General features: G+C 42.5%; 21 protein-coding genes and 1 other annotated feature. Of the genes, 13 read left to right on the forward strand and 8 right to left on the reverse strand.

Going from position 1 to position 18034, the window contains the following annotated elements:
* The first annotated feature begins 10 nt into the window (after positions 1-10).
* Complete coding sequence (locus ACXAER_RS03160) at positions 11-250, forward strand: hypothetical protein (RefSeq protein ID WP_474826508.1); 240 nt, start codon at positions 11-13, stop codon at positions 248-250.
* A gap of 196 nt (positions 251-446) precedes the next feature.
* Here ACXAER_RS03160 and ACXAER_RS03165 read toward each other — a convergent pair whose 3' ends face one another.
* Complete coding sequence (locus tag ACXAER_RS03165) at positions 447-779, reverse strand: hypothetical protein (protein WP_136782985.1); 333 nt, start codon at positions 777-779, stop codon at positions 447-449.
* Positions 780-882: 103 nt separating this feature from the next.
* Positions 883-1803 carry a cation diffusion facilitator family transporter gene (locus ACXAER_RS03170; protein ID WP_474826510.1) on the reverse strand — a complete coding sequence of 307 codons (921 nt, stop codon included), beginning with the start codon at positions 1801-1803 and terminating at the stop codon, positions 883-885.
* A 162-nt stretch (positions 1804-1965) separates the two neighbouring features.
* Here ACXAER_RS03170 and ACXAER_RS03175 point away from each other — a divergent pair, with 162 nt between their 5' ends.
* From ACXAER_RS03175 to ACXAER_RS03205, 7 genes are all read left to right on the forward strand, one after another.
* Positions 1966-3021 (forward strand): aromatic ring-hydroxylating oxygenase subunit alpha, encoded by a 1056-nt coding sequence (locus ACXAER_RS03175; RefSeq protein WP_474826512.1) that lies wholly within the window; start codon positions 1966-1968, stop codon positions 3019-3021.
* Between the two features lie 47 nt (positions 3022-3068).
* Positions 3069-3467, forward strand: coding sequence for a GFA family protein (locus ACXAER_RS03180; protein WP_474826514.1), 399 nt, complete (start codon positions 3069-3071; stop codon positions 3465-3467).
* Between the two features lie 320 nt (positions 3468-3787).
* Positions 3788-4483 (forward strand): EF-hand domain-containing protein, encoded by a 696-nt coding sequence (locus ACXAER_RS03185; RefSeq protein WP_474826516.1) that lies wholly within the window; start codon positions 3788-3790, stop codon positions 4481-4483.
* Positions 4484-4610: 127 nt separating this feature from the next.
* Positions 4611-5234 carry a phosphatase PAP2 family protein gene (locus ACXAER_RS03190; RefSeq protein WP_474826518.1) on the forward strand — a complete coding sequence of 208 codons (624 nt, stop codon included), beginning with the start codon at positions 4611-4613 and terminating at the stop codon, positions 5232-5234.
* A gap of 246 nt (positions 5235-5480) precedes the next feature.
* The gene (locus ACXAER_RS03195) at positions 5481-6242 is read left to right on the forward strand and encodes a hypothetical protein (protein WP_474826520.1); all 762 of its coding nucleotides are present in this window, start codon (positions 5481-5483) and stop codon (positions 6240-6242) included.
* A 216-nt stretch (positions 6243-6458) separates the two neighbouring features.
* Positions 6459-7205, forward strand: a complete 747-nt coding sequence (locus ACXAER_RS03200) for a hypothetical protein (RefSeq protein WP_474826522.1) — start codon at positions 6459-6461, stop codon at positions 7203-7205.
* A 49-nt stretch (positions 7206-7254) separates the two neighbouring features.
* Positions 7255-7650: a GIY-YIG nuclease family protein gene (locus tag ACXAER_RS03205; RefSeq protein WP_474826524.1), complete on the forward strand. Its 396-nt coding sequence runs from the start codon at positions 7255-7257 to the stop codon at positions 7648-7650.
* Positions 7651-7854: 204 nt separating this feature from the next.
* Here ACXAER_RS03205 and ACXAER_RS03210 read toward each other — a convergent pair whose 3' ends face one another.
* The 3 genes from ACXAER_RS03210 to ACXAER_RS03220 all read right to left on the reverse strand — a co-directional run bounded on the left by ACXAER_RS03210 (position 7855) and on the right by ACXAER_RS03220 (position 10460).
* Positions 7855-8073: a hypothetical protein gene (locus ACXAER_RS03210; protein ID WP_474826526.1), complete on the reverse strand. Its 219-nt coding sequence runs from the start codon at positions 8071-8073 to the stop codon at positions 7855-7857.
* Positions 8074-8158: 85 nt separating this feature from the next.
* Positions 8159-9463: an alpha-amylase family glycosyl hydrolase gene (locus ACXAER_RS03215; protein ID WP_474826528.1), complete on the reverse strand. Its 1305-nt coding sequence runs from the start codon at positions 9461-9463 to the stop codon at positions 8159-8161.
* Between the two features lie 127 nt (positions 9464-9590).
* On the reverse strand, positions 9591-10460 hold the full coding sequence (locus ACXAER_RS03220) for a sulfite exporter TauE/SafE family protein (protein ID WP_474830487.1): 870 nt from the start codon (positions 10458-10460) through the stop codon (positions 9591-9593).
* A gap of 188 nt (positions 10461-10648) precedes the next feature.
* Here ACXAER_RS03220 and ACXAER_RS03225 point away from each other — a divergent pair, with 188 nt between their 5' ends.
* The 3 genes from ACXAER_RS03225 to ACXAER_RS03235 all read left to right on the forward strand — a co-directional run bounded on the left by ACXAER_RS03225 (position 10649) and on the right by ACXAER_RS03235 (position 12344).
* A complete protein-coding gene (locus ACXAER_RS03225) occupies positions 10649-11131 on the forward strand; it encodes a DUF2244 domain-containing protein (protein ID WP_474826530.1) in 483 nt (160 codons plus the stop codon).
* 174 nt (positions 11132-11305) lie between these two features.
* A complete protein-coding gene (locus tag ACXAER_RS03230) occupies positions 11306-11551 on the forward strand; it encodes a DUF6482 family protein (RefSeq protein WP_474826532.1) in 246 nt (81 codons plus the stop codon).
* A gap of 220 nt (positions 11552-11771) precedes the next feature.
* Positions 11772-12344 carry a lipid-binding SYLF domain-containing protein gene (locus ACXAER_RS03235; protein WP_474826534.1) on the forward strand — a complete coding sequence of 191 codons (573 nt, stop codon included), beginning with the start codon at positions 11772-11774 and terminating at the stop codon, positions 12342-12344.
* A 220-nt stretch (positions 12345-12564) separates the two neighbouring features.
* Here the strand turns inward: ACXAER_RS03235 and ACXAER_RS03240 are convergent, their stop codons facing one another.
* Positions 12565-13614, reverse strand: a complete 1050-nt coding sequence (locus ACXAER_RS03240) for an MBL fold metallo-hydrolase (RefSeq protein ID WP_474826536.1) — start codon at positions 13612-13614, stop codon at positions 12565-12567.
* Positions 13587-15497 (reverse strand): TonB-dependent receptor domain-containing protein, encoded by a 1911-nt coding sequence (locus ACXAER_RS03245; RefSeq protein WP_474826538.1) that lies wholly within the window; start codon positions 15495-15497, stop codon positions 13587-13589. Before ACXAER_RS03245 ends, ACXAER_RS03240 begins: the two co-directional genes overlap by 28 nt.
* Before the next feature lie 207 nt (positions 15498-15704).
* Here ACXAER_RS03245 and ACXAER_RS03250 point away from each other — a divergent pair, with 207 nt between their 5' ends.
* On the forward strand, positions 15705-16478 hold the full coding sequence (locus ACXAER_RS03250; protein ID WP_474826540.1) for a ParA family protein: 774 nt from the start codon (positions 15705-15707) through the stop codon (positions 16476-16478).
* 15 nt (positions 16479-16493) lie between these two features.
* Here ACXAER_RS03250 and ACXAER_RS03255 read toward each other — a convergent pair whose 3' ends face one another.
* Positions 16494-16733, reverse strand: a complete 240-nt coding sequence (locus ACXAER_RS03255) for a hypothetical protein (RefSeq protein ID WP_474826542.1) — start codon at positions 16731-16733, stop codon at positions 16494-16496.
* 229 nt (positions 16734-16962) lie between these two features.
* Positions 16963-17080: a sequence feature (His leader region), on the forward strand.
* 50 nt (positions 17081-17130) lie between these two features.
* Here ACXAER_RS03255 and hisG point away from each other — a divergent pair.
* Positions 17131-18033, forward strand: coding sequence for an ATP phosphoribosyltransferase (gene hisG / locus ACXAER_RS03260; RefSeq protein WP_334059364.1), 903 nt, complete (start codon positions 17131-17133; stop codon positions 18031-18033).
* Position 18034: the final 1 nt, after the last annotated feature.

The following is an 18034-nucleotide window of genomic DNA, read 5'->3' on the forward strand; positions in this document are numbered from 1 at the left end:
CGAGGTAATTATGAAAGGTTTACGCTTTATAGGTTTAGGCTTAGTAGGTTTAAGCGCAATGGCGTTCTCTGTAATTGCAGCTGCATCAGAAGAAGCACCTGCGGAACTAGTAGCTGAACTAACTCAGTTCTGTAAAGAAATCGCTGAAGAAGAAGGCACAAAAGGCAAGTCAGAAGCCGCATTTGTATTGGAGTGCGTAAATGATGAGCTAGAAGCTGAAGGTTACCAAAAGCTGAAATCTTTAAACTAGTCTAACAAGCTAGTTTGCTGCTTCACGTTAACAAAATGAATAAGCGTGCCTCGCCAGAAATGGCGGGGCTTTTTTGTACTTTTCTTTTTTGTCTTTTCCTTTTTTGAGACGTGGTTTCGGGCTCTGGTCTTAGAAAAATTTTTCGCTGTTCAGTGTTTTTGACGGCGACGTATACCATAGCTGCTCAATATAAAAGTTAGCGCTCAAAAAACGCATCAACCAAATCGGCGAGTGATTCTTCTAACTCTTCTTCAAAAGTGTCGATATCAATGCCAAAGCTATCCATATATTTAGCCGCATTGTCACGGGAAAGTACGGCATTTTTTATCTGGAATTCAAGCTCGGGCAGTGTCTTGTCGTAGCGGGGCTTAATGGTCCATCGCAAACAATGACCATGGTTGTCTTTTAGCTTTTTTTTGGCAAATACACAAAACTCCTCGACGTAGTCAGCACCTTGCGGCCCAAGACACCCCGGTTCTATGCGGTACATTACCAGCAGTTTTTTGTATAGCGGAAGTCGCGTTTCCATCACATCTTCAATTAGTTTAAAGACTTGATTATCGGAAAATTTGGAGAATTTTGCCAGCCACGAAGAGGGTGAATACGAGAAATCTCATTTCCACCCTTTATCATTACTCTGCTAGTTCAGGATCTTTTATGAACAAAATATCCATGATGATTGCAGGATCCCACTCGCGCATCTCTGCTTCACATTTCAGTCGAATTTCGTCTAATTCACTGATCGTAGCAATTGAGAATGCATCATCCACAATGATGTGGACTAAAAGATAAACATCCCTACCCCGCTTACTAATTCGTACTTCTACATGTTCGTATGGTACGTCGGCCAATGTCTTTTTGAACTTTTTTTCAATTACTGCGGATATTGCTTCAGGAGGCGCCTTATTAATGACCTCGTTAAGACTTTCACGCAAAATCTTAAAAGGCACCGGCAACATTGCCGTGCCAAGAATAATCAATAAAACGGGGTCAACGTACGGCGACAGCCTTCTATATTCCGTCAACTCCAGCGCGTAGGCCAAAATAAAAGCGAACAAAATGGATGCACTTAGCACACCGTCTATCATCCAAGTGTGAGAATCCACTTTTACTAAGTCGGACAGTAAATGCTTACCTTTTACACGCATGTAGAGAGAGATACTAAAACAGCCAACTGTTGCCACAACACCGTAGACCATACCAATACCATATTCAGCTGCGTGACCACCTGCTAATAAACTCTGAACAGAGCTCGCGACGGCATATACACAAGTGGCAATGATAATAAGCGATTTAAACATGTTTAGCGTAGGCTCAATTGCCGTGTAACCAAAGTGGAACCGGTCATCATCAGGACGTTGAACCAAGTTAGCCACTTTTAACGTTAGCATTGACATAACAAAAGCAATTAACGAGTAAGCGGCATCAAATAAAATAGCGCCAGAACTTGTTAAAATGGCAAAACCAAGCGCAATAAAGACAAATGCGCCGGCAATATAAAAAGAAAGCGTTAATAAACGCTTTTCTTCAAGGTGATGGAAGCCAATGTCCATGAGAGTCACATCGAAATTAAGGTGCGCGGATTCTACTCCGTTATTTTAAAAAAAATAGTGCTTTGAACAAAAATATTGCTATTTTTTTAATCAATTCAGTGATACATAGCGCTTATATTATTTCTACTTAACGCAATGCGTTTTTAGCACTCATTTTAAACTATGAAAACCGTTACCCACCCTTCTATAAAAAGTTACTTTGATGCTGATGAAAGCCGGCAAGAAGTCGAGCAGGCATTCTCTCGAGGGCTTGCTTATGCGGGCCATTCCCTAATGGTGCCAGAGAAGTTTAGTTATCAAGTGCTTCCTCACTTTAACGACCGTTATGCGTTGTTTAATCAGGACGAGAATTATGAACTTATATCCAATGTTTGCTTACATCGACAAGCTCAACTTCTTGAAGGGCAAGGTCGAGCACGCAGCATTGTTTGTAAACTCCACTGCTGGGGCTATGACAACACAGGCCTGCTCAAAGGTACCCCCCACTTTAAGGGTGTACCTAATGGTCAGTTGAAAAAGGAATCGCTATCAGTGTGGAACGGTCTTCTATTTCGAGGGCGATCTCCTAATATGGACTTATCTGCCCTTGGGCTTGAGGACTATCTCGACTTTACCGATTACTTTTACGCCGGTTCTGAAACCACGGGATATCAATTTAACTGGAAGACATTTATCGAGATCTATCTAGAGAACTATCACGTGTACTCCATGCACCCTGGGCTTCGTCAGTTTGTTAAGCCCGATGATTTAGAGTGGTCCTTTGGCGATGATTTTTCAGTTCAAAAAGTTGGGCTAGGCGACCAGCTTACCAAGCGCACAACACCACGTTACAGAGAGTTCCAAGACGCATTATTGGCACGATTTGGGCAAACACTTCCTCGTTTTGGCGCAATATGGTGCTTTTTGTACCCTAATATTATGATTGAGTGGTACCCAGACATTATCGTTGTAAGCACGATTTATCCCAAGGGTGCGAACGCGTGTATAAACCACGTAGAATTTTATTATCCCGAAGCGCTATATAAAGATATGCCAGACTACTTTGCAGCAGAAAAAGCGGCCTATATGGAAACAGCGGTAGAAGATGAAGAAGCCTGCCTATCGTTAGAAAAAGGCCGAAGGGCACTTTATTTATCAGGCGAAGAAGAACACGGCCCCATTGAACCGTTTTTAGAAGCGGGCGTGGCGCATTTTTACGACTGGCTTGCTAGACGGTAGCTATCTTGGTGCTTTAAATAGTGTTATTTCACAAAAAAGGAGTTTTGATGAAAAATTACAAAGGGTCTTGTTTGTGCGGGTCGGTAACTTTTAAAATTGAGGGTGATTTTGACAGTTTTTATCTGTGCCACTGCAAACACTGTCAAAAGGATACAGGTTCGGCCTTCGCAGCCAACCTGTTTTCAAATTCGGCTATATTAACTTGGGCATCGGGTGTTGACGCTATAGTCAACTTCACGCTCGAGAACACGCGTCATAGCAAAAGTTTCTGTAAAATCTGTGGTTCAGCCCTTCCGTGTACTCAACTCGGTGACATTCTAGCGGTACCCGCTGGGTGTCTGGATACAAAACTACTGATTAAACCTACTGCACATATCTTCGGCGTAAGCAAAGCTGCGTGGGAAGAAAACTTAGAAGCCATTACAAAATTTGAACGTTTACCGTAACAAACATTGAATACTCATTAGAAACCTAATGGCATTATACTAAACAAAATTCGCTGCTTGAATAACGGCAGGTCGATTGTTGCTCGCATTCACAACATTCTCCGCTTAACGTGTTCCGTTTTTGTCAAAAATAGCGAGTAACTTTTTCAGAAAATTCTATAGTTCTCACAATTCCGCCTGTTGTCTCCCAACCTTTCAAAAAGCATAAACCAATGATCTAAAAACCTTTTATTGAAATGGCATATGCTGTGAATAACTCCATGTGAATACTCTCCTCCGTTTTTAAGCAGTATGGAGGCCGAAAAACCAAGGAGTTAGATATGAAAAAATTAACAATTGCTACACTAATCAGCGCCGCACTTTCTACTGCCACGTTTGCTGGCAATGGTATCGAAAAAATAGACACCACATTTGCCGATTTGGATAACGATGACAACGGCTATATTTCACGAGAAGAAGCTGACGACGATGAGATTTATGCGCACTTTTCCAAAATTGATACCAATTCAGACATGCAGCTTTCAATTAAAGAGTTCAATGCTCATGTAACGAAGCACCCTCAACATTTCGATGACGACGTGCTTGCAACGGTACAATCGATGAAAGAAAGCATGGGGGCAAAAGGTACAATGGAAACGAAGGTTAACGTTGATACCGATGTAGATGAAGTGGTTGCCGCGACAAAAGATAAAAGGCTCACTCACGAGTTAAGAGCTGAAACTGAGCTTAAAGCTAATGGAAACCTAGAAAAGACAAAAGTCGATAAAGTAGCCAAAGATACTGTTGTTCACGATAATACGGTTATCGCAGATGAAGCGGTCATTGCGCGCAGTAAATTTGAGATGATGGACGCTAACAGCGACGGTAAGCTTACTAAAGCTGAAGCCTCGCGAAGTGGCGTAACACGCAATTTCGACAAAATCGATTTAAATGATGATGAATTGATTACACGCACCGAATTTAAGCGTTATCAGCGCTCATCTGAAGGAAATTTAGACCGTAATACGGAAGAGTAATGCCTTAGCAAGACAAGGGCCGCTCGTGCGGCTCTTTTTATTGCTCAGATACTTTTTAGTAGACGTGCTATCGAGCCTGCACGTATCGATCTCCTTCCACACCACTTCATCGAATAAAGGATTTTTTATGTTAGCTTCCACAGGAATTAAAAGTTTACTCGCGTACCGAGCACTGCGAAAAATGAATGAGCCCGGTGCAGATGGAGCGCACAGTAAGGATAGCCTTATTACTTCTAGCAAGTTAAGTAATGCAACGACGCCACCATCAGTCGTCGCAATAACAGGTTCAGCCTATGCCGTATCAAAGATGACCGACGCTCCGAACATACAACGCTTCCTTCTAAAATCGACGTTATCAGCCTCAGTGGCTGGTCTACTTAATGCGGGCCTTAAGAGATTGATTGGACGAAAGCGTCCTAGAGCTGAGGTTGGCCCTGAAATAAAAGGCCCAGCATTAAAAGATAAATTTAATTCTATGCCATCAGGACATGCGGCAGCAGTAGCGGCAGTGGCAGGCTCAATACCTCGCACTTCCGGACCTTTACTATTAGCATCAGCGGCAGGCTTAGCTGCTACAGCAGTTATTGGAAAGTCGAGGACTAAGCGCGATGCACATCATTTATCAGATGTTTTGGTGGGAAGCTGTTTAGGCTTTGGCGTTGCCTACGCAGTGTCTAAAATTGAAAAGCCCGTTGAAAATGAAGTTGAAAACCTGAAGCAAAGCTCTCACCTGCAGAATCGTTTTAAATAATACTAATCACGGAAATACGAGTTAAGGCATGCTTCCTCACTTTTTTAGTGAGGGAACACACTTGCATAAGTTTATTGTTCATCATTTTATCTGAAACGAGCAACTACAGAGCTGAATGAGTTCTGATAGTGTCCAGTGTACGTAAAGCGGACACATAGTTTTTCCAGAAACTCAAAAAACATAGATTTGTGATTAAAATGAGTGTTACGTTAAACATAAATTTATGTGCACCCACAAGGAAGTGATATGAACAATAAGTATTTATTAATCAGCCTGCTGCTTTCTACATCAACGTTTGCAAACACTTTCAAAGCTGATGACTTTATCATCGAATATGATGCCGACGTCCCTATTACAGTAGTTGAGCAACTCGCATCAAGAGTCAGCGAAAACAAAAAAGTTGTAAAAGCTTATTTAAGCCAATCTGAAGAATATAATGGAACTCCAATTCAAGAAGACTTGGTAGTATTTATTTCCAAAAAGCGTCGTACTCCTTACCAAGATTGGAACACGATTCACATTCCAGAGAAAAGAGTTCTTTCGGCCTTCTCGTCAGCAGAGTCAGAAAACAGCGGTATGGCTGTCATCCACGAATTAACGCACGTGTATGCTGTCAGTGACTTTCGTAAAAAGAAGAAAAACGGCTATGAAGATCGTTTCTTTGATGATGGTCTTGCCGTGTTCTTACAACACAGATTTGGTGAATCTCCTGAATACCCTGATTTTAGTCAAGATTTGTATAGAGCAGTAGCAGAAACGTCGGTTAGCTACGGCGGATTAATACCTTTGACTGAAACAGAAAATGTAAGACACTCAGCAAAAACGGGAACAGGTAGGCGTTTGGCGTATTTACAAGAAGGTGCCTTTACGCAGTTCCTGATCGAAAATTATGGTTTAGACCAATATTTGAAAATTTATGCTGGAGAGAATATCCAAGCAGTTACTGGTAAGTCTTTTAGTGAGCTTGAAAACGATTGGGCTGCATTGATTAGTAGTTTTGCACCGTGACAAACGCAATCGGTCTTTAGCTATCGCTTGTGCGAGTATGTCCAGTGTTTGTCTCTTGATGCCTGTCGACAAAGCTTGTAGGTCGGCCAAGTACGTATAGCGGACTTCCAATTGTCTTTCCTCTGAAAACACGGGTCGTGGTTTTTTTGTGGGAAATGAGTGTTACTATAAGTTCATAAGTAATAAGCTGTTAGCTACCAAACAGAGGTTTATACATTGGAAGTAAAATCCGATCCTGCCGGCAGATTATGTGATTTGCTGCAAGAAGCACGTAAAAAGAATGAAAATTCTAAGGTCAGAACAGTATGGTCAACTGTCTTTAAAGTGGATGAGTCTGATACCGGAGCAATCCTTCGAATGTTGTCAGATATGATTCAAGTGTCTTATAAAACACAGGATAGAATCAAAGACCTAGAAAATATTGACCATGATCTATTTCTAAAACCATTCAAAAATATTGAGAAACTATTCTCGCAAATAAACTTAGAAGGCCCATGGCAAACAGGAAGACGACTGTTGGATGAACCAACGATTTATGGCCTACAGTTTTGTTCAGATCGGTTAAGCAGAGAAGTTACCGTTTCAACTATTAATCACGAAGAGATACAGCGAATTCAGAAAGTACTTTCTGAATTAACAGAGTCCGTATTAAGTTTGGACTTTGAGCCGAAGTTAAAAGCATTGCTCATTAGGAATTTAGAAGGACTAAGACAAGCAATAATTGGCTACAGAATAAGAGGCATAGAAGGAATTGAGGCAGAGTTAGAGGCTAGTTTCGGTTCCCTTGCTTTAAAGCGTGACATGGTTAAAAGTGCAGTTGAAAGGGACCCTGCGAAGAAAGGATTTTTTTCAAGATACGTACCTTTTTTAGATGGTATTAACAAAACTGTTACTACCGCGAAAAATATAGATGATGCATCAGGCAACTCGATTTCAAGGATGTTGGGGCTAGAAAGTGGCTGACAAATGCATTAGATCGTTCGCAAGCTCACCGGGAGACAAGGAAATTTACATGGAATTGTATGATCTGATAAAGGAGCGTCTAAAGGACTTCCTACCAGAGGTTAGGTCTATAGTTGGTGGAGAGCGGGTCCCACTAGGGCAAGCATCAGCGACAAATGTGCATGGTGTTTATATGCTGTATGACGAGACAGATAATGTTGTATACGTGGGGCAAGCGGCCGGGAGAGCTGGTTTAAAAGATCGTTTCGGAAAACATATTTCTGGTGATAGTTCACATGCTGCGCAAAGAGCACTTCTTGCTAAAATTCCAGAGAAACCTGAACGTAACAAGTACATTCGGGAAAAAATAAAAGTAAGCTGGGTAGAAGTAGCCGATAAAAAAAGAATAAGCGATTTAGAGCGGCTCTTGATTTGGCTGTACCAGCCTGAGTGGAACCGGGCCTGAGTGTATAACAAGCTTATTAATTTACGCGCCCATGACGCCGTGAGCGAGAAAAACTACACGCCGATTGTTGGGACGTTGAAGGTCCGCTCCTTGTCTATAGCTGACTGGCAGATTATGTCAGAATAGCCTAGTACACGTCAGTATCTCTTAGTAATCACACCAATAGACCTAATGTGTTACACATTAGGTCTATGAGGCATAGATTCAAATTTCCGGTGTAGAATTAATCACTTGCGCTATTTCACTGTTACCACTCAAGCGGGCGAGATCGATAAGATAACCTTTTTCTAGCTTATCTAATGCGTGGCCTTTAAGACGCGCTTTTACCTCTTCAACATCACCATTGGCAATAGAAGTTTTAAGCGCTGCATGATTATTTAACGAGCGGTCTTCTGTTTTTTCAGCTGAATCATTCGCAGTCATCGTTCATCCTTAATTTTCACTTAGTAAAAAAACATTAGTGCTTTTTACCTTTTGTAGTTAAAAATGACACTAAACGATCACAGCGTTATGCCACCCATATCTCGAACTGCCAAGGTGCGAGTTTACACATGGAATCAGCGCCAAAAGTTTTATTTTCGTCACGCTTCCAGTGCGTATACTCACCTTCAAACAATGGTTCTTCAAACGTTACATCAAGCTGCTCATTTGAAAAGTTAATAAAAACAAACACTTTTTCCCGCTCGTTATGACGTACAAAGCTAAAAACCTTGTCCATTTTCGAGTTCGGGACCTGAATCATTCTTGACCCGTCTTCTCCATTTCCTAGCACGGCTTTGGATTTTTTAAGAGCAATTAGCTTGCGATACAAGTTGCCTATTTCATGTTCTTGCCAGTGTATAGGGTCGCGCTCAAAAAACGCTAAACGCTTGGTTTCCCCAGCTTCTTGCCCGTTGTGAATTAGGGGCATGCCTTCACCTATTACCGATAAAGCAATGCAGGCTTCAAGCGCATCACCAAATTGTTCGCGCTGGGTGCCATCCCAGGCATTTTTGTCGTGATTACTAACGAAGGTCATTCTGTAAGCACAGTGAGGCCAGCTTCGTTCGTTCCACGAATAATATTTACGCAACCTATCTAGTGAACACTTTCCGTGAGCGAGCTCATGAAGTGTTTCATTCCAGCTCCATGCGTAAGTCATATTGAACGCATTTTCGTGAAGGTCGCGATTCTCCCACTCAGCCAACATGAAGACAGGCCTGATTGCGCTTAGCGTTTGCACTGCTTGCTGCCAAAAATCGTTGGGGACATACCCAGCTACGTCACAGCGAAAGCCATCGATATCAAACTTTTCCACCCAGTAACACAATGCGTTAATCATGTATTTGCGTAGACCAATTTGCTCATAATCGAATTCAATAATATCGCTCCAATCCCACCACGGCGAGGGACGAAAATCGCCCTTGTAATCTTTGGCGTACCATTCGGGATGTTGTTCAACCAGTGGATTATCCCATGCGCTGTGATTTGGCACCCAGTCTATAATGACTTTCAGCGAAAGTCGGTGGGCTTCTTCCACCAGCGCCTTAAAGTCTTCTTCGCTACCAAATTCTGGATTAATGGCCAAATAGTCTTTAATGGCATAGGGGCTGCCAAGCTCGCCTTTTCTGTTTTTTTCACCAATAGGATGTACCGGCATAAGCCAAACAATATCCGCGCCTAGGGATTTAATATGCGCAAGACCCTTCCTTACTCCTTCAAAAGTTCCTTCTTCTGAAAATTGTCGGGTGTTGACCTGATAAATAACCGCATGAGATGACCATTTAGGCTGAAGCACGTTATAGCGTTTCTGGGGAACAGGATTGATATCCATATTATCTTTCCTTATCGAGATAAGCGTTTAGAAGAAGGACCTTAATAGTGAGCGTTACCATGCACTATGTTACTTTTAGGCTTTAAATTGCAGCAAGCTGGACTGCTAACTATGGCAAGTTCATGACTTAAATAGGTAAACTTGTAACTCCTAAAATTAGTACCCAGATACCGAAAAAAAGTTTTAGACGCTGAACAGAAAATGCCAAAACTACATATTTGGCAATCACTCCACCTATTATAGCGCCCGCGCCAGCAAACAAAACGACCTGCCACACCACTGATTCGCCAATAAAAGCATGGTATGGCAACGCAGACCACACGGTAAACGCAGATAAAATAACCGCTACCGCGATAGACATGGTGACATTAAACCCACGAATAATGAGGTAAACCGCCACTAACTCACCCACTCCCACCGAAAGCCAAGCTGTAATAACGCCCCCGACAAAACCAATGAAAGGTAAAAACACTAAATCCTTTGTTTGTAAATCCTTATCAAAATGAGTGCGTTTCATTAATGGAACAGACGCAAAAATGGCAATGGCTAATAAAATAGAAAACCCGCCGAAGGCAATGTGAAGGTTATTGGCACCACCCCATAATTGCGCTAACAACAATTGGCTTTGCGACGAATATTGCGCGAACCCTATGCCACAAATAGATGAAGGAACGGTTAGCATGAGAGCGCTCGGCAATGCATTCCAGTAGTCATCATGTTTGTGCTGTTTTTTATAATACGCTGCCCAAGTCAATGCCCCCGCAGTCATGCCGCAGCATTGAATAGCAAAGCTGGTTGCCACTACGCTTTGAGGAGAAAACGATAGATAGTTAAAAAATGGGACAAATACCACGCCACCACCGGCGCCTGTAGCGTTTGCAAATATAGCGCCTATCACACCTAATCCGGTGAAAAGTCCAAATTCCTTAACAAGATCAATAGGTGCGGGCTGCGCTAACAAAAGACTGCACCAGATAAGGGGAAATAAAACAATAATTGATTTGCCAGTTTGGCGCTTTAAATAAGAGATCACATACGTCCTTACGACAAAACAATGATAATTGTTAGAAAATAAATTCGCTTGATACGTTAATCATTAGCATTAGTACATTTTTCAAACTATTGTTAGCTCAAAACGTATAAGGTTTTACTTACACAATTATCATATACAGCACTTTGTAAAATATGGTTGAAGTATCTACATTTGAGCGACAGGTGCAACTGCATCTTTCGCCAAACCGCTCAGCAACATGGCGCCAGACTAAATACTTAATCATGGCGTTTGCTTTGTTTATTGGTCTGATCGCTATCGCGTGGTCAATAGCGGGGGCCTGGGTCATTCTCCCTTTTGCGGGATTAGAAGTGGGGTTGCTCGCGCTAGTTATGTACTTGGTGTCTAAAGCCACCTATCGATGGGAAACCATTTTAATTTCGGCTGACCGCATCCTTATATCCTGCTCGAACGGCACTAGCTTATGCTTTCCTCGTCCAGACACGTCCTTGCTCTATCATAAAGACACAAGCCTAAAGCGGATGTCACGACTAATTCTACAATCCTCATTGCAGCAGTTTGAGTTAGGCGCTTTTTTAAACTCGGAAGATAAAAAGCTAGTACACGATAATTTGCACAAGGCCGGGATCATGGTATGCACTAATAAATGGTGGTAAAGCTCGTTGTCTTATTTTGCTTCTGACAAACTCTCTTCTGTTCCCTTTTTCTAGGTACTGATGATTGATGGTGAGAACCTTTATGACACAAAATTAATGATCATTGTGGCCGTTTTCGACTAATTAGATATAAGACGCAGCCAAAGTTAGCTGCGACCTAACGAGGGCTATTTTATGAATTTATATATTGAATCATTAGAAGGTGGTAACTACCTTGCTGCTACGGGAATGGGTGCATCACGCAATTTAGTTAGAGACAAAAAGTCGCAACCTAAAACATTTCACTGCCTGAATGAAATTAGAGAACATTTCGATTCGCAAGCATTTGAACACGTATGGCTTCGCCAAAGCACCCCCTATGAGGAGATGGTAGGTCAAACTGATCATCCCGGTGCGCTAGAGCTTGAAATAGAATGGTGAATGCTGACTGTTAGCGAACCCAACTTGGGCTAAAATTAATAGCACGAAGCCACCGATCCACCATAGGCGCCTACTATTTTATATATGCATGCTCCACTTAGCACATTTTTTGCGTACAACTCATGTAACGTAAATAAAAACGGTATTTTGTTGAATTAAACGCGTTAGAAAATGTCTTTTATCGCAAGTAATAAAATACCTACATGCTAAGGAGAATTGCATGAAGATTAGTAAGTTAGTGATTAAGTCTGTATTTTTTTCTGCTGTTTTGGCTTTAACAGCTTGCGCCTCTATGGGCGATGGTACTGTTGCTGAAAAGCAACAGGCGATTTTAGATATGCAAGAAAATGCGCTTACGCGCCTTTATACAGAGAAGCCAGACACGCGCTCGCAAATAAGGGACGCAGCAGGCTATGCCGTATTCACTAACGCCAACATTAACGTGTTTTTCGTGGCCGCAGGCACCGGCTACGGTGTGGTAAACAATAACGTTACCGGCGCAAAAACATATATGAATATGGCTGAAGGCGGTGTTGGTTTAGGATTAGGCGCTAAAGATTATCGCATTGTTATGGTCTTCCATACTCAAAAAGCGATTAATCATTTCATTGAAAATGGTTGGACCGTCGGTGGTAACGCAGATGTGGCAGCGAAAGCAGGCAATAAAGGCGCGTCTGCAGAAGGCGAAGGTTATCTTGGTAATGTTACGGTTTACACCATGACTGAAAGCGGCCTTACATTGCAGGCCACTGTAAAAGGCACGAAATTTTGGGTAGATAAAGAACTAAACTAACTCAGCCCTAACTATTCCTAATCAAATTAGCGATTAGCGCTCCAACTCACCGAAGGTCTCTTGAATGCAAGAGGCCTTTGCATTCTCGCAGTGGGCTTTACTGAGTGCGAGAAGGTTTAACAAACACCGTACTCTTTGCAAATAGCATCAGGTAACGAACTGGCAAGAGGAATGAGGTTACCATAAAGCGCCCTCTTCTTCTTGCCTTGATTCAGCCAAGCTATTTACGTTGCTCCTGTTGTTTTTCCTCAATTCTCATCCACTGCGCGCGCGTGCAGTTTTCAAGCAGTTCAAACGCTTCAACAACGACATCTTGACCTTGGACAAAGGCATGTTTTTCATTACTTTCCCGGTTACTTAAGGCTTCAAGCTTTTCTCTTGTTCCGGCACGCCCAGGATGGTTCGATAAAAAAACATCAATATTTTGATCTTTTATTAATCGTTTCATCGTCATGGCTGAGTCGGTATAAGACTGAATACGCGAGACATCAGGTCCGTAATTGAGCCCAGTACCGCCCCATAACACAGCCCGATGTTTTTCGCTTCCGTCAATTACGGGAAAAACGACCGTTAACGTTCCTGGCGTATGGCCCGGCGTAACATAAAGCGTTAACTCAGTACCGTTCACACTCAATTTTTCACCATCGGCTACCGCCACATCTCGGCTTGGCTTTTTACCCCAACGATAACTGGCGAATTTATCGTTTTCGAGGTAATCCCACTCTACATTACTCATAACTATGCGAGGATTATATGTTGACTTGATAACTTCAAACCCACCGTAGTGATCGCCATGGCCATGAGAAATAATGAGGTGAGATATGGGCTTGTTGCCTAACCCGAGCGCAGAAAGACCATCAATTATGTACTGTTGAGCTTGCTCGTCATTATTCAACGCATCCACCAGAACAATGCTTTCGCCAGTATCTATTGCCCAACTTGCAACGTTGCCTGCCCCTACATAATAAAGGTTATCAAAGACCTGCTGGGGCGGTATTTGACGCCGCCCATTGCCTTTGCGGTCGGGCTTGCTTCCATTTTCGGCACGCTTAGGTCGTTCTCGTCGTTTTTCATCGAGTTTGAACATATTTCTAGGTGGAGCACTAATATCACATAGGTTTGCCAAACCAGGAAAATGGTCAGCGCTCTCTAGGCCCTTCCGAGCGTAATCCTGAGCAGTTAGCGATGAGCTAGCAGTGCAGCTAGCGCACAGACAAACAGCCCATGCAATAACCGCTATTTTTAGAACGTCCAATTTAAGCCTAGCCACAATCTTCTTCCGTCTTCAACATACCCAAACTCTTCGTATCGCATTGTTTTATCTAATGCATTGTAGAGCCCCGTTTGCAATTTAACATTACGCGTAAGCTTGGTGTTGTAACCTATGTCAAACAAACCAACCCCTGGGGACAGAATAGAACGTGAAGATACTGACGTTAACGCCGTTTCTTCCCCTCTTACTGTCCACCTAGACCAGATTTCGCTTTCTTGAGATAGGCGATATGTGGTGTTTAGCGTGAACAAATGTTTAGGCTGTTGAACCAAAGGTAGGCCTTCATTTGAACCGGTTTTTTGTTCTGAACGCGTGTAGCTGTATGCACCGTTAAATGACCAGTTTCCAACGTTATACTTTGCAGCGAATTCTGCACCGTAAGATTCAGCTTCATCGATATTGATATTGTAGCGGTCCGTTTCATCCAAACAGACTGATAATTCACATGATGCAATGGCAATTTTATCATCGAAATCATTATGGAAGACGGTAATACTGTACTCCAAGCCGGCATCACCGGAATAGTAAAGCGCGAGTTCTTTGTTTAATGTAGTTTCGGGCGACAAGTCCGGATTACCGTAAACATCTCCCCCTCGGCTTTCTTGAATCCAACCATCAGCCATTTCTCGAAGCTCAGGTGTACGATAGCCGGTAGAGACACCTCCTTTCACTACCCAATTATCATTGAGGTTGTACACCGCATACGCACGAGGGCTAACTTGGGAACTAAACTGTTCATTGTCATCAAGACGAATACCTAGCGTGAAGGCCAACCTATCGTTAACACGCCATTCATCTTCGCCATATAAAGACCATTGACTGTTTTCAATATTGGTCGCCTCGCCGCCGTTTGTATCAAAATCATCCAGTGACTCTTCAAGAAACTCTGTGCCAACCGTAAGCATGTGGCTATCGCTTGCAGCCCAAGACCATTGAGAATTAAAGACCAGATTATCAATAGTGATATCTCGCCCTACGTTTTCAACCGACTCTTGCTGAATGTAACTTCGAGCAGTCACATCATCATACTTCCCTTCGTGAGTCAGCGCATATGAATGTCTCTCGCTTTCAGTCTCTGATAAGGAATTTCTTTCTGGCAAAGACTTGCCGGGTGTGGATATACGTGTCTGATCTTGGAAGATGTACTCAAACGTGAGTGTATCTGTAGTATTTGGTGTTAAGTGAAACGCTGTACGAATGTTGCTTAGATCTTTTTCTGCGTAGCCACGTTCAATATCGTCCTCTTCTCGCTTTTGATAAAGGCCGCTGGCTGTAATGCTCAACAAATTCTCGATTAACGGCCCAGAAAACGCCAGCTGAACTTGACTATCTGAGCCACTGTCTGAATTTTCTTGAATTTTTGTTTCTGCGCGAAGGTTACCACTCCATTTTCTGAAGTTTTTTCGCGTAATGATATTGATCACCCCACCCATTGCGTCAGAACCATATAAGGTAGACATAGGCCCGCGCACAATTTCAATACGTTCTATGCTGTCCAAAGGCGGCAACCAATCTTGTTCATACCCGCCGCTGCCATTTGGCTGGGACTCTCTACCTGTTTGTTTTTTACCATCAACAAGTATAGATGTATATTGTGCAGGTAGGCCTCGAACGCTGATATCTTGGCGGTACCCGCCCCCCGTTACAGTAACCCCCGGCACGTCTCGAAGTGCGTCTGTGATGTCTTTGTACGCTCGCTGCGCCAATTGTTTTCTATCGATGATGCTCACTGACGCGGGTGCTTGAGACAAAAGCTGTTCAAAGCCAGAGGCTGTAACAGTAATGCTCTCCATATCATCTTGCTCGTTAGATTGAGCAAGAACATTCTGAGTGAACAGTGAATACAGTGAAATTGCCAGTAAAGTGGGAGTAAAACGCATACTTAATCGATTAATATAAAATAATACTCCAATGATAATCATTATCATTAATATGTAAAGTTGAATTTCATTTTTATCGTCACGCTTAGGTATTTTTACAAAGAGCAAACGATCAAAATAAAAACAATACTTTGCATCCACAATCGTGTTTGGGCATATTTTAGTCAATTGATGTGTTCAATAACCGTTTCAACATAGGGATTGCGTATGATTGTCGTGGTATTTAATCAAAAAGGTGGGGTGGGTAAATCAACGATTAGTACCAATTTAGCCGCCCAAAGCGCGAAATTGGGTCACAAAACGTTATTAGTGGATCTGGATGCTCAAGGTAACAGTACTTACTACGCGGGGTATAACCCCAACGAGAAAAGCCTTTCTGTTGCTGATATGTTCAAACAAGTGGTGGGAATATTCAGAACGGCTAAAAAACCTGCTGAGTTTGTTCATTCAACCCCTTTTGAAAACCTTTACGTCATGCCGTCTTCACCAGCCTTAGCTGATGTAGAGCGAGAACTCGAATCTCGGTACAAGATTTTTAAGCTTAAAGATGCACTAAAGGAGTTGAAAGGCGAATTCGACCATATTTTTATTGATACGCCACCAAATTTTAATTTCTATTCAAAAGCGGCTCTTATTGCAGCAGATGGCTTTTGTGTTCCCTTTGATTGCGATGATTTCTCAGCACAAGCTATAGAGCACTTGCTCTACAATGCAGAAGAGCTCAAAGAGGACCATAACCCAAAACTTAAGCTATTGGGTATTGTAGTCAATCAATATAATAGTCAGGCTAAACTGCCTTCAGAACTGGTACAATCGCTCAAGCAAAAAGGTTTACCCGTGCTAGAAAGCTACATAGGTGCTACGGTGAAGGTGAAAGAGTCTCATTCTAAACGGAAGCCACTGCCGTTCTATTTGCCAAAGCACAAAGTCACAAAGCAAATCGAAGGGTTATTTGAAGAGCTTTTTGCAAATAAAACCTAGTGCTAAAAAGACATCTTAAACATCAATATCAATGTGCTTAAGCCCACCGCCGCTATTGCTTCGCTCTTTGTCTTTCGTGTTCTCTACTGACGCATCAACCACTTCGGTGCGTTTTATGTCTTGATAGTTGTCGCGATCGTCTTCACTAAGATGCTCAGACTTCTTTGTCTTCTGCACTTTTTTCACCCGCTCATCAGGTTCAATCGGCACTTTGGTGTTACGAGGCAAAATGGGAAACAGTAAATCGTTGCTCATACGCCCTCCTAAAATGTGTATCTGTTTTATAATTTATCGGCAGAAAAGCGCTCAAAATTACGGTTCACAACTAATTCATAACAAATAGTTTTATTATATGTATATTAATTTAGAGTTAATGTAATAAAAGAGTTCACTTTTGCCTTGCAAATCGAAGCTCAAACCGCTAATGTTTCAGCCGTTCGAAATTAGGAATTAGATTCACCAAAATGATTAACTGCGCGGCGAAACATCACCATCACCACAAAGCATAACCTTTCAGGTTCGTGCTGGAAGGTCTATATTTCCTTCCAACGGCGCAGATAGAAAAATTCTCGACCCTCGGAAGGAAACTTCCGGGGGTTTTTCGTTTTAGGCGCAATCAAAAGTTAAAACACAACGTGTAAGGAACGTTTCAATGAGTAACAGCAACAGACTTCGAATTGCCGTACAAAAATCAGGTCGCTTAAGTGATGACAGCATCTCACTTCTTAAAGCTATCGGCATTAAATTGAACATTCGTGATCGCCTGCTGATTGCGCACTCAACAAACGAGCCAATTGATTTACTTCGCGTACGTGACGACGATATTCCAGGTCTTGTTATGGACGGCGTTTGCGACCTTGGTTTCATTGGCGAAAATGAGCTTGAAGAAAAAATGCTTGAACGCAAAGCGGCAGGCAAGCCGTTTGAGTATGAAGTATTGCGTCGTCTAGACTACGGCGGCTGTCGCTTATCAATTGCCGTACCTAATGAGATGGATTACGACGGTATTAAGTCTTTAGAAGGCAAAAAAGTAGCAACCACTTACCCTTACCTTCTTGAGCGCTACTTCAAAGACCAGGGTATTAACGCGAAAGCCGTAATGCTACAGGGCTCAGTAGAAGTTGCGCCGCGTGCTGGTGTCGCTGACGCAATTTGTGACCTGGTATCTACAGGCGCAACCCTTGAAGCAAATGGCCTTGTAGAAAAAGATGTCATCTTCCGCAGTAAAGCAGTACTTATAAAGCGTACTGACAGCGAACTTAGTGACGAAAAAGTAACACTGGTTAACCGTCTCATGCCTCGTGTCGATGGTGTATTACTGGCAAAGGAAAGCAAATACATCATGCTACACGCGCCTAAAGCGTATCTAGAACAGGTTAAGAGCCTACTTCCAGGTGCTGAAAATCCAACGGTACTTCCATTAGCTGGAAATGAAGAGCAAGTTGCTATTCACGTTGTTTCTACAGAAACCTTATTCTGGGAAACCATGGAAAAGCTAAAAGCCCTTGGTTGTAGTTCTATTCTTGTAATGCCAATCGAAAAAATGATGGGCTAAA

The organism is Alteromonas sp. AWJ4_199, from assembly GCF_056159165.1.

Excerpts from the sequence above, each read along its gene's own strand:
- ACXAER_RS03175 (WP_474826512.1), top strand. The coding sequence starts at position 1,966 with ATGAAAACCGTTACCCACCCTTCTATAAAAAGTTACTTTGATGCTGAT.
- ACXAER_RS03185 (WP_474826516.1), top strand. The coding sequence starts at position 3,788 with ATGAAAAAATTAACAATTGCTACACTAATCAGCGCCGCACTTTCTACT.
- ACXAER_RS03255 (WP_474826542.1), bottom strand. The coding sequence starts at position 16,733 with ATGAGCAACGATTTACTGTTTCCCATTTTGCCTCGTAACACCAAAGTG.
- ACXAER_RS03205 (WP_474826524.1), top strand. The coding sequence starts at position 7,255 with ATGGAATTGTATGATCTGATAAAGGAGCGTCTAAAGGACTTCCTACCA.
- hisG (WP_334059364.1), top strand. The coding sequence starts at position 17,131 with ATGAGTAACAGCAACAGACTTCGAATTGCCGTACAAAAATCAGGTCGC.
- ACXAER_RS03215 (WP_474826528.1), bottom strand. The coding sequence starts at position 9,463 with ATGGATATCAATCCTGTTCCCCAGAAACGCTATAACGTGCTTCAGCCT.
- ACXAER_RS03210 (WP_474826526.1), bottom strand. The coding sequence starts at position 8,073 with ATGACTGCGAATGATTCAGCTGAAAAAACAGAAGACCGCTCGTTAAAT.
- ACXAER_RS03235 (WP_474826534.1), top strand. The coding sequence starts at position 11,772 with ATGAAGATTAGTAAGTTAGTGATTAAGTCTGTATTTTTTTCTGCTGTT.
- ACXAER_RS03190 (WP_474826518.1), top strand. The coding sequence starts at position 4,611 with ATGTTAGCTTCCACAGGAATTAAAAGTTTACTCGCGTACCGAGCACTG.
- ACXAER_RS03230 (WP_474826532.1), top strand. The coding sequence starts at position 11,306 with ATGAATTTATATATTGAATCATTAGAAGGTGGTAACTACCTTGCTGCT.
- ACXAER_RS03225 (WP_474826530.1), top strand. The coding sequence starts at position 10,649 with ATGGTTGAAGTATCTACATTTGAGCGACAGGTGCAACTGCATCTTTCG.
- ACXAER_RS03195 (WP_474826520.1), top strand. The coding sequence starts at position 5,481 with ATGAACAATAAGTATTTATTAATCAGCCTGCTGCTTTCTACATCAACG.
- ACXAER_RS03250 (WP_474826540.1), top strand. The coding sequence starts at position 15,705 with ATGATTGTCGTGGTATTTAATCAAAAAGGTGGGGTGGGTAAATCAACG.
- ACXAER_RS03170 (WP_474826510.1), bottom strand. The coding sequence starts at position 1,803 with ATGGACATTGGCTTCCATCACCTTGAAGAAAAGCGTTTATTAACGCTT.
- ACXAER_RS03180 (WP_474826514.1), top strand. The coding sequence starts at position 3,069 with ATGAAAAATTACAAAGGGTCTTGTTTGTGCGGGTCGGTAACTTTTAAA.
- ACXAER_RS03160 (WP_474826508.1), top strand. The coding sequence starts at position 11 with ATGAAAGGTTTACGCTTTATAGGTTTAGGCTTAGTAGGTTTAAGCGCA.
- ACXAER_RS03165 (WP_136782985.1), bottom strand. The coding sequence starts at position 779 with ATGGAAACGCGACTTCCGCTATACAAAAAACTGCTGGTAATGTACCGC.
- ACXAER_RS03245 (WP_474826538.1), bottom strand. The coding sequence starts at position 15,497 with ATGCGTTTTACTCCCACTTTACTGGCAATTTCACTGTATTCACTGTTC.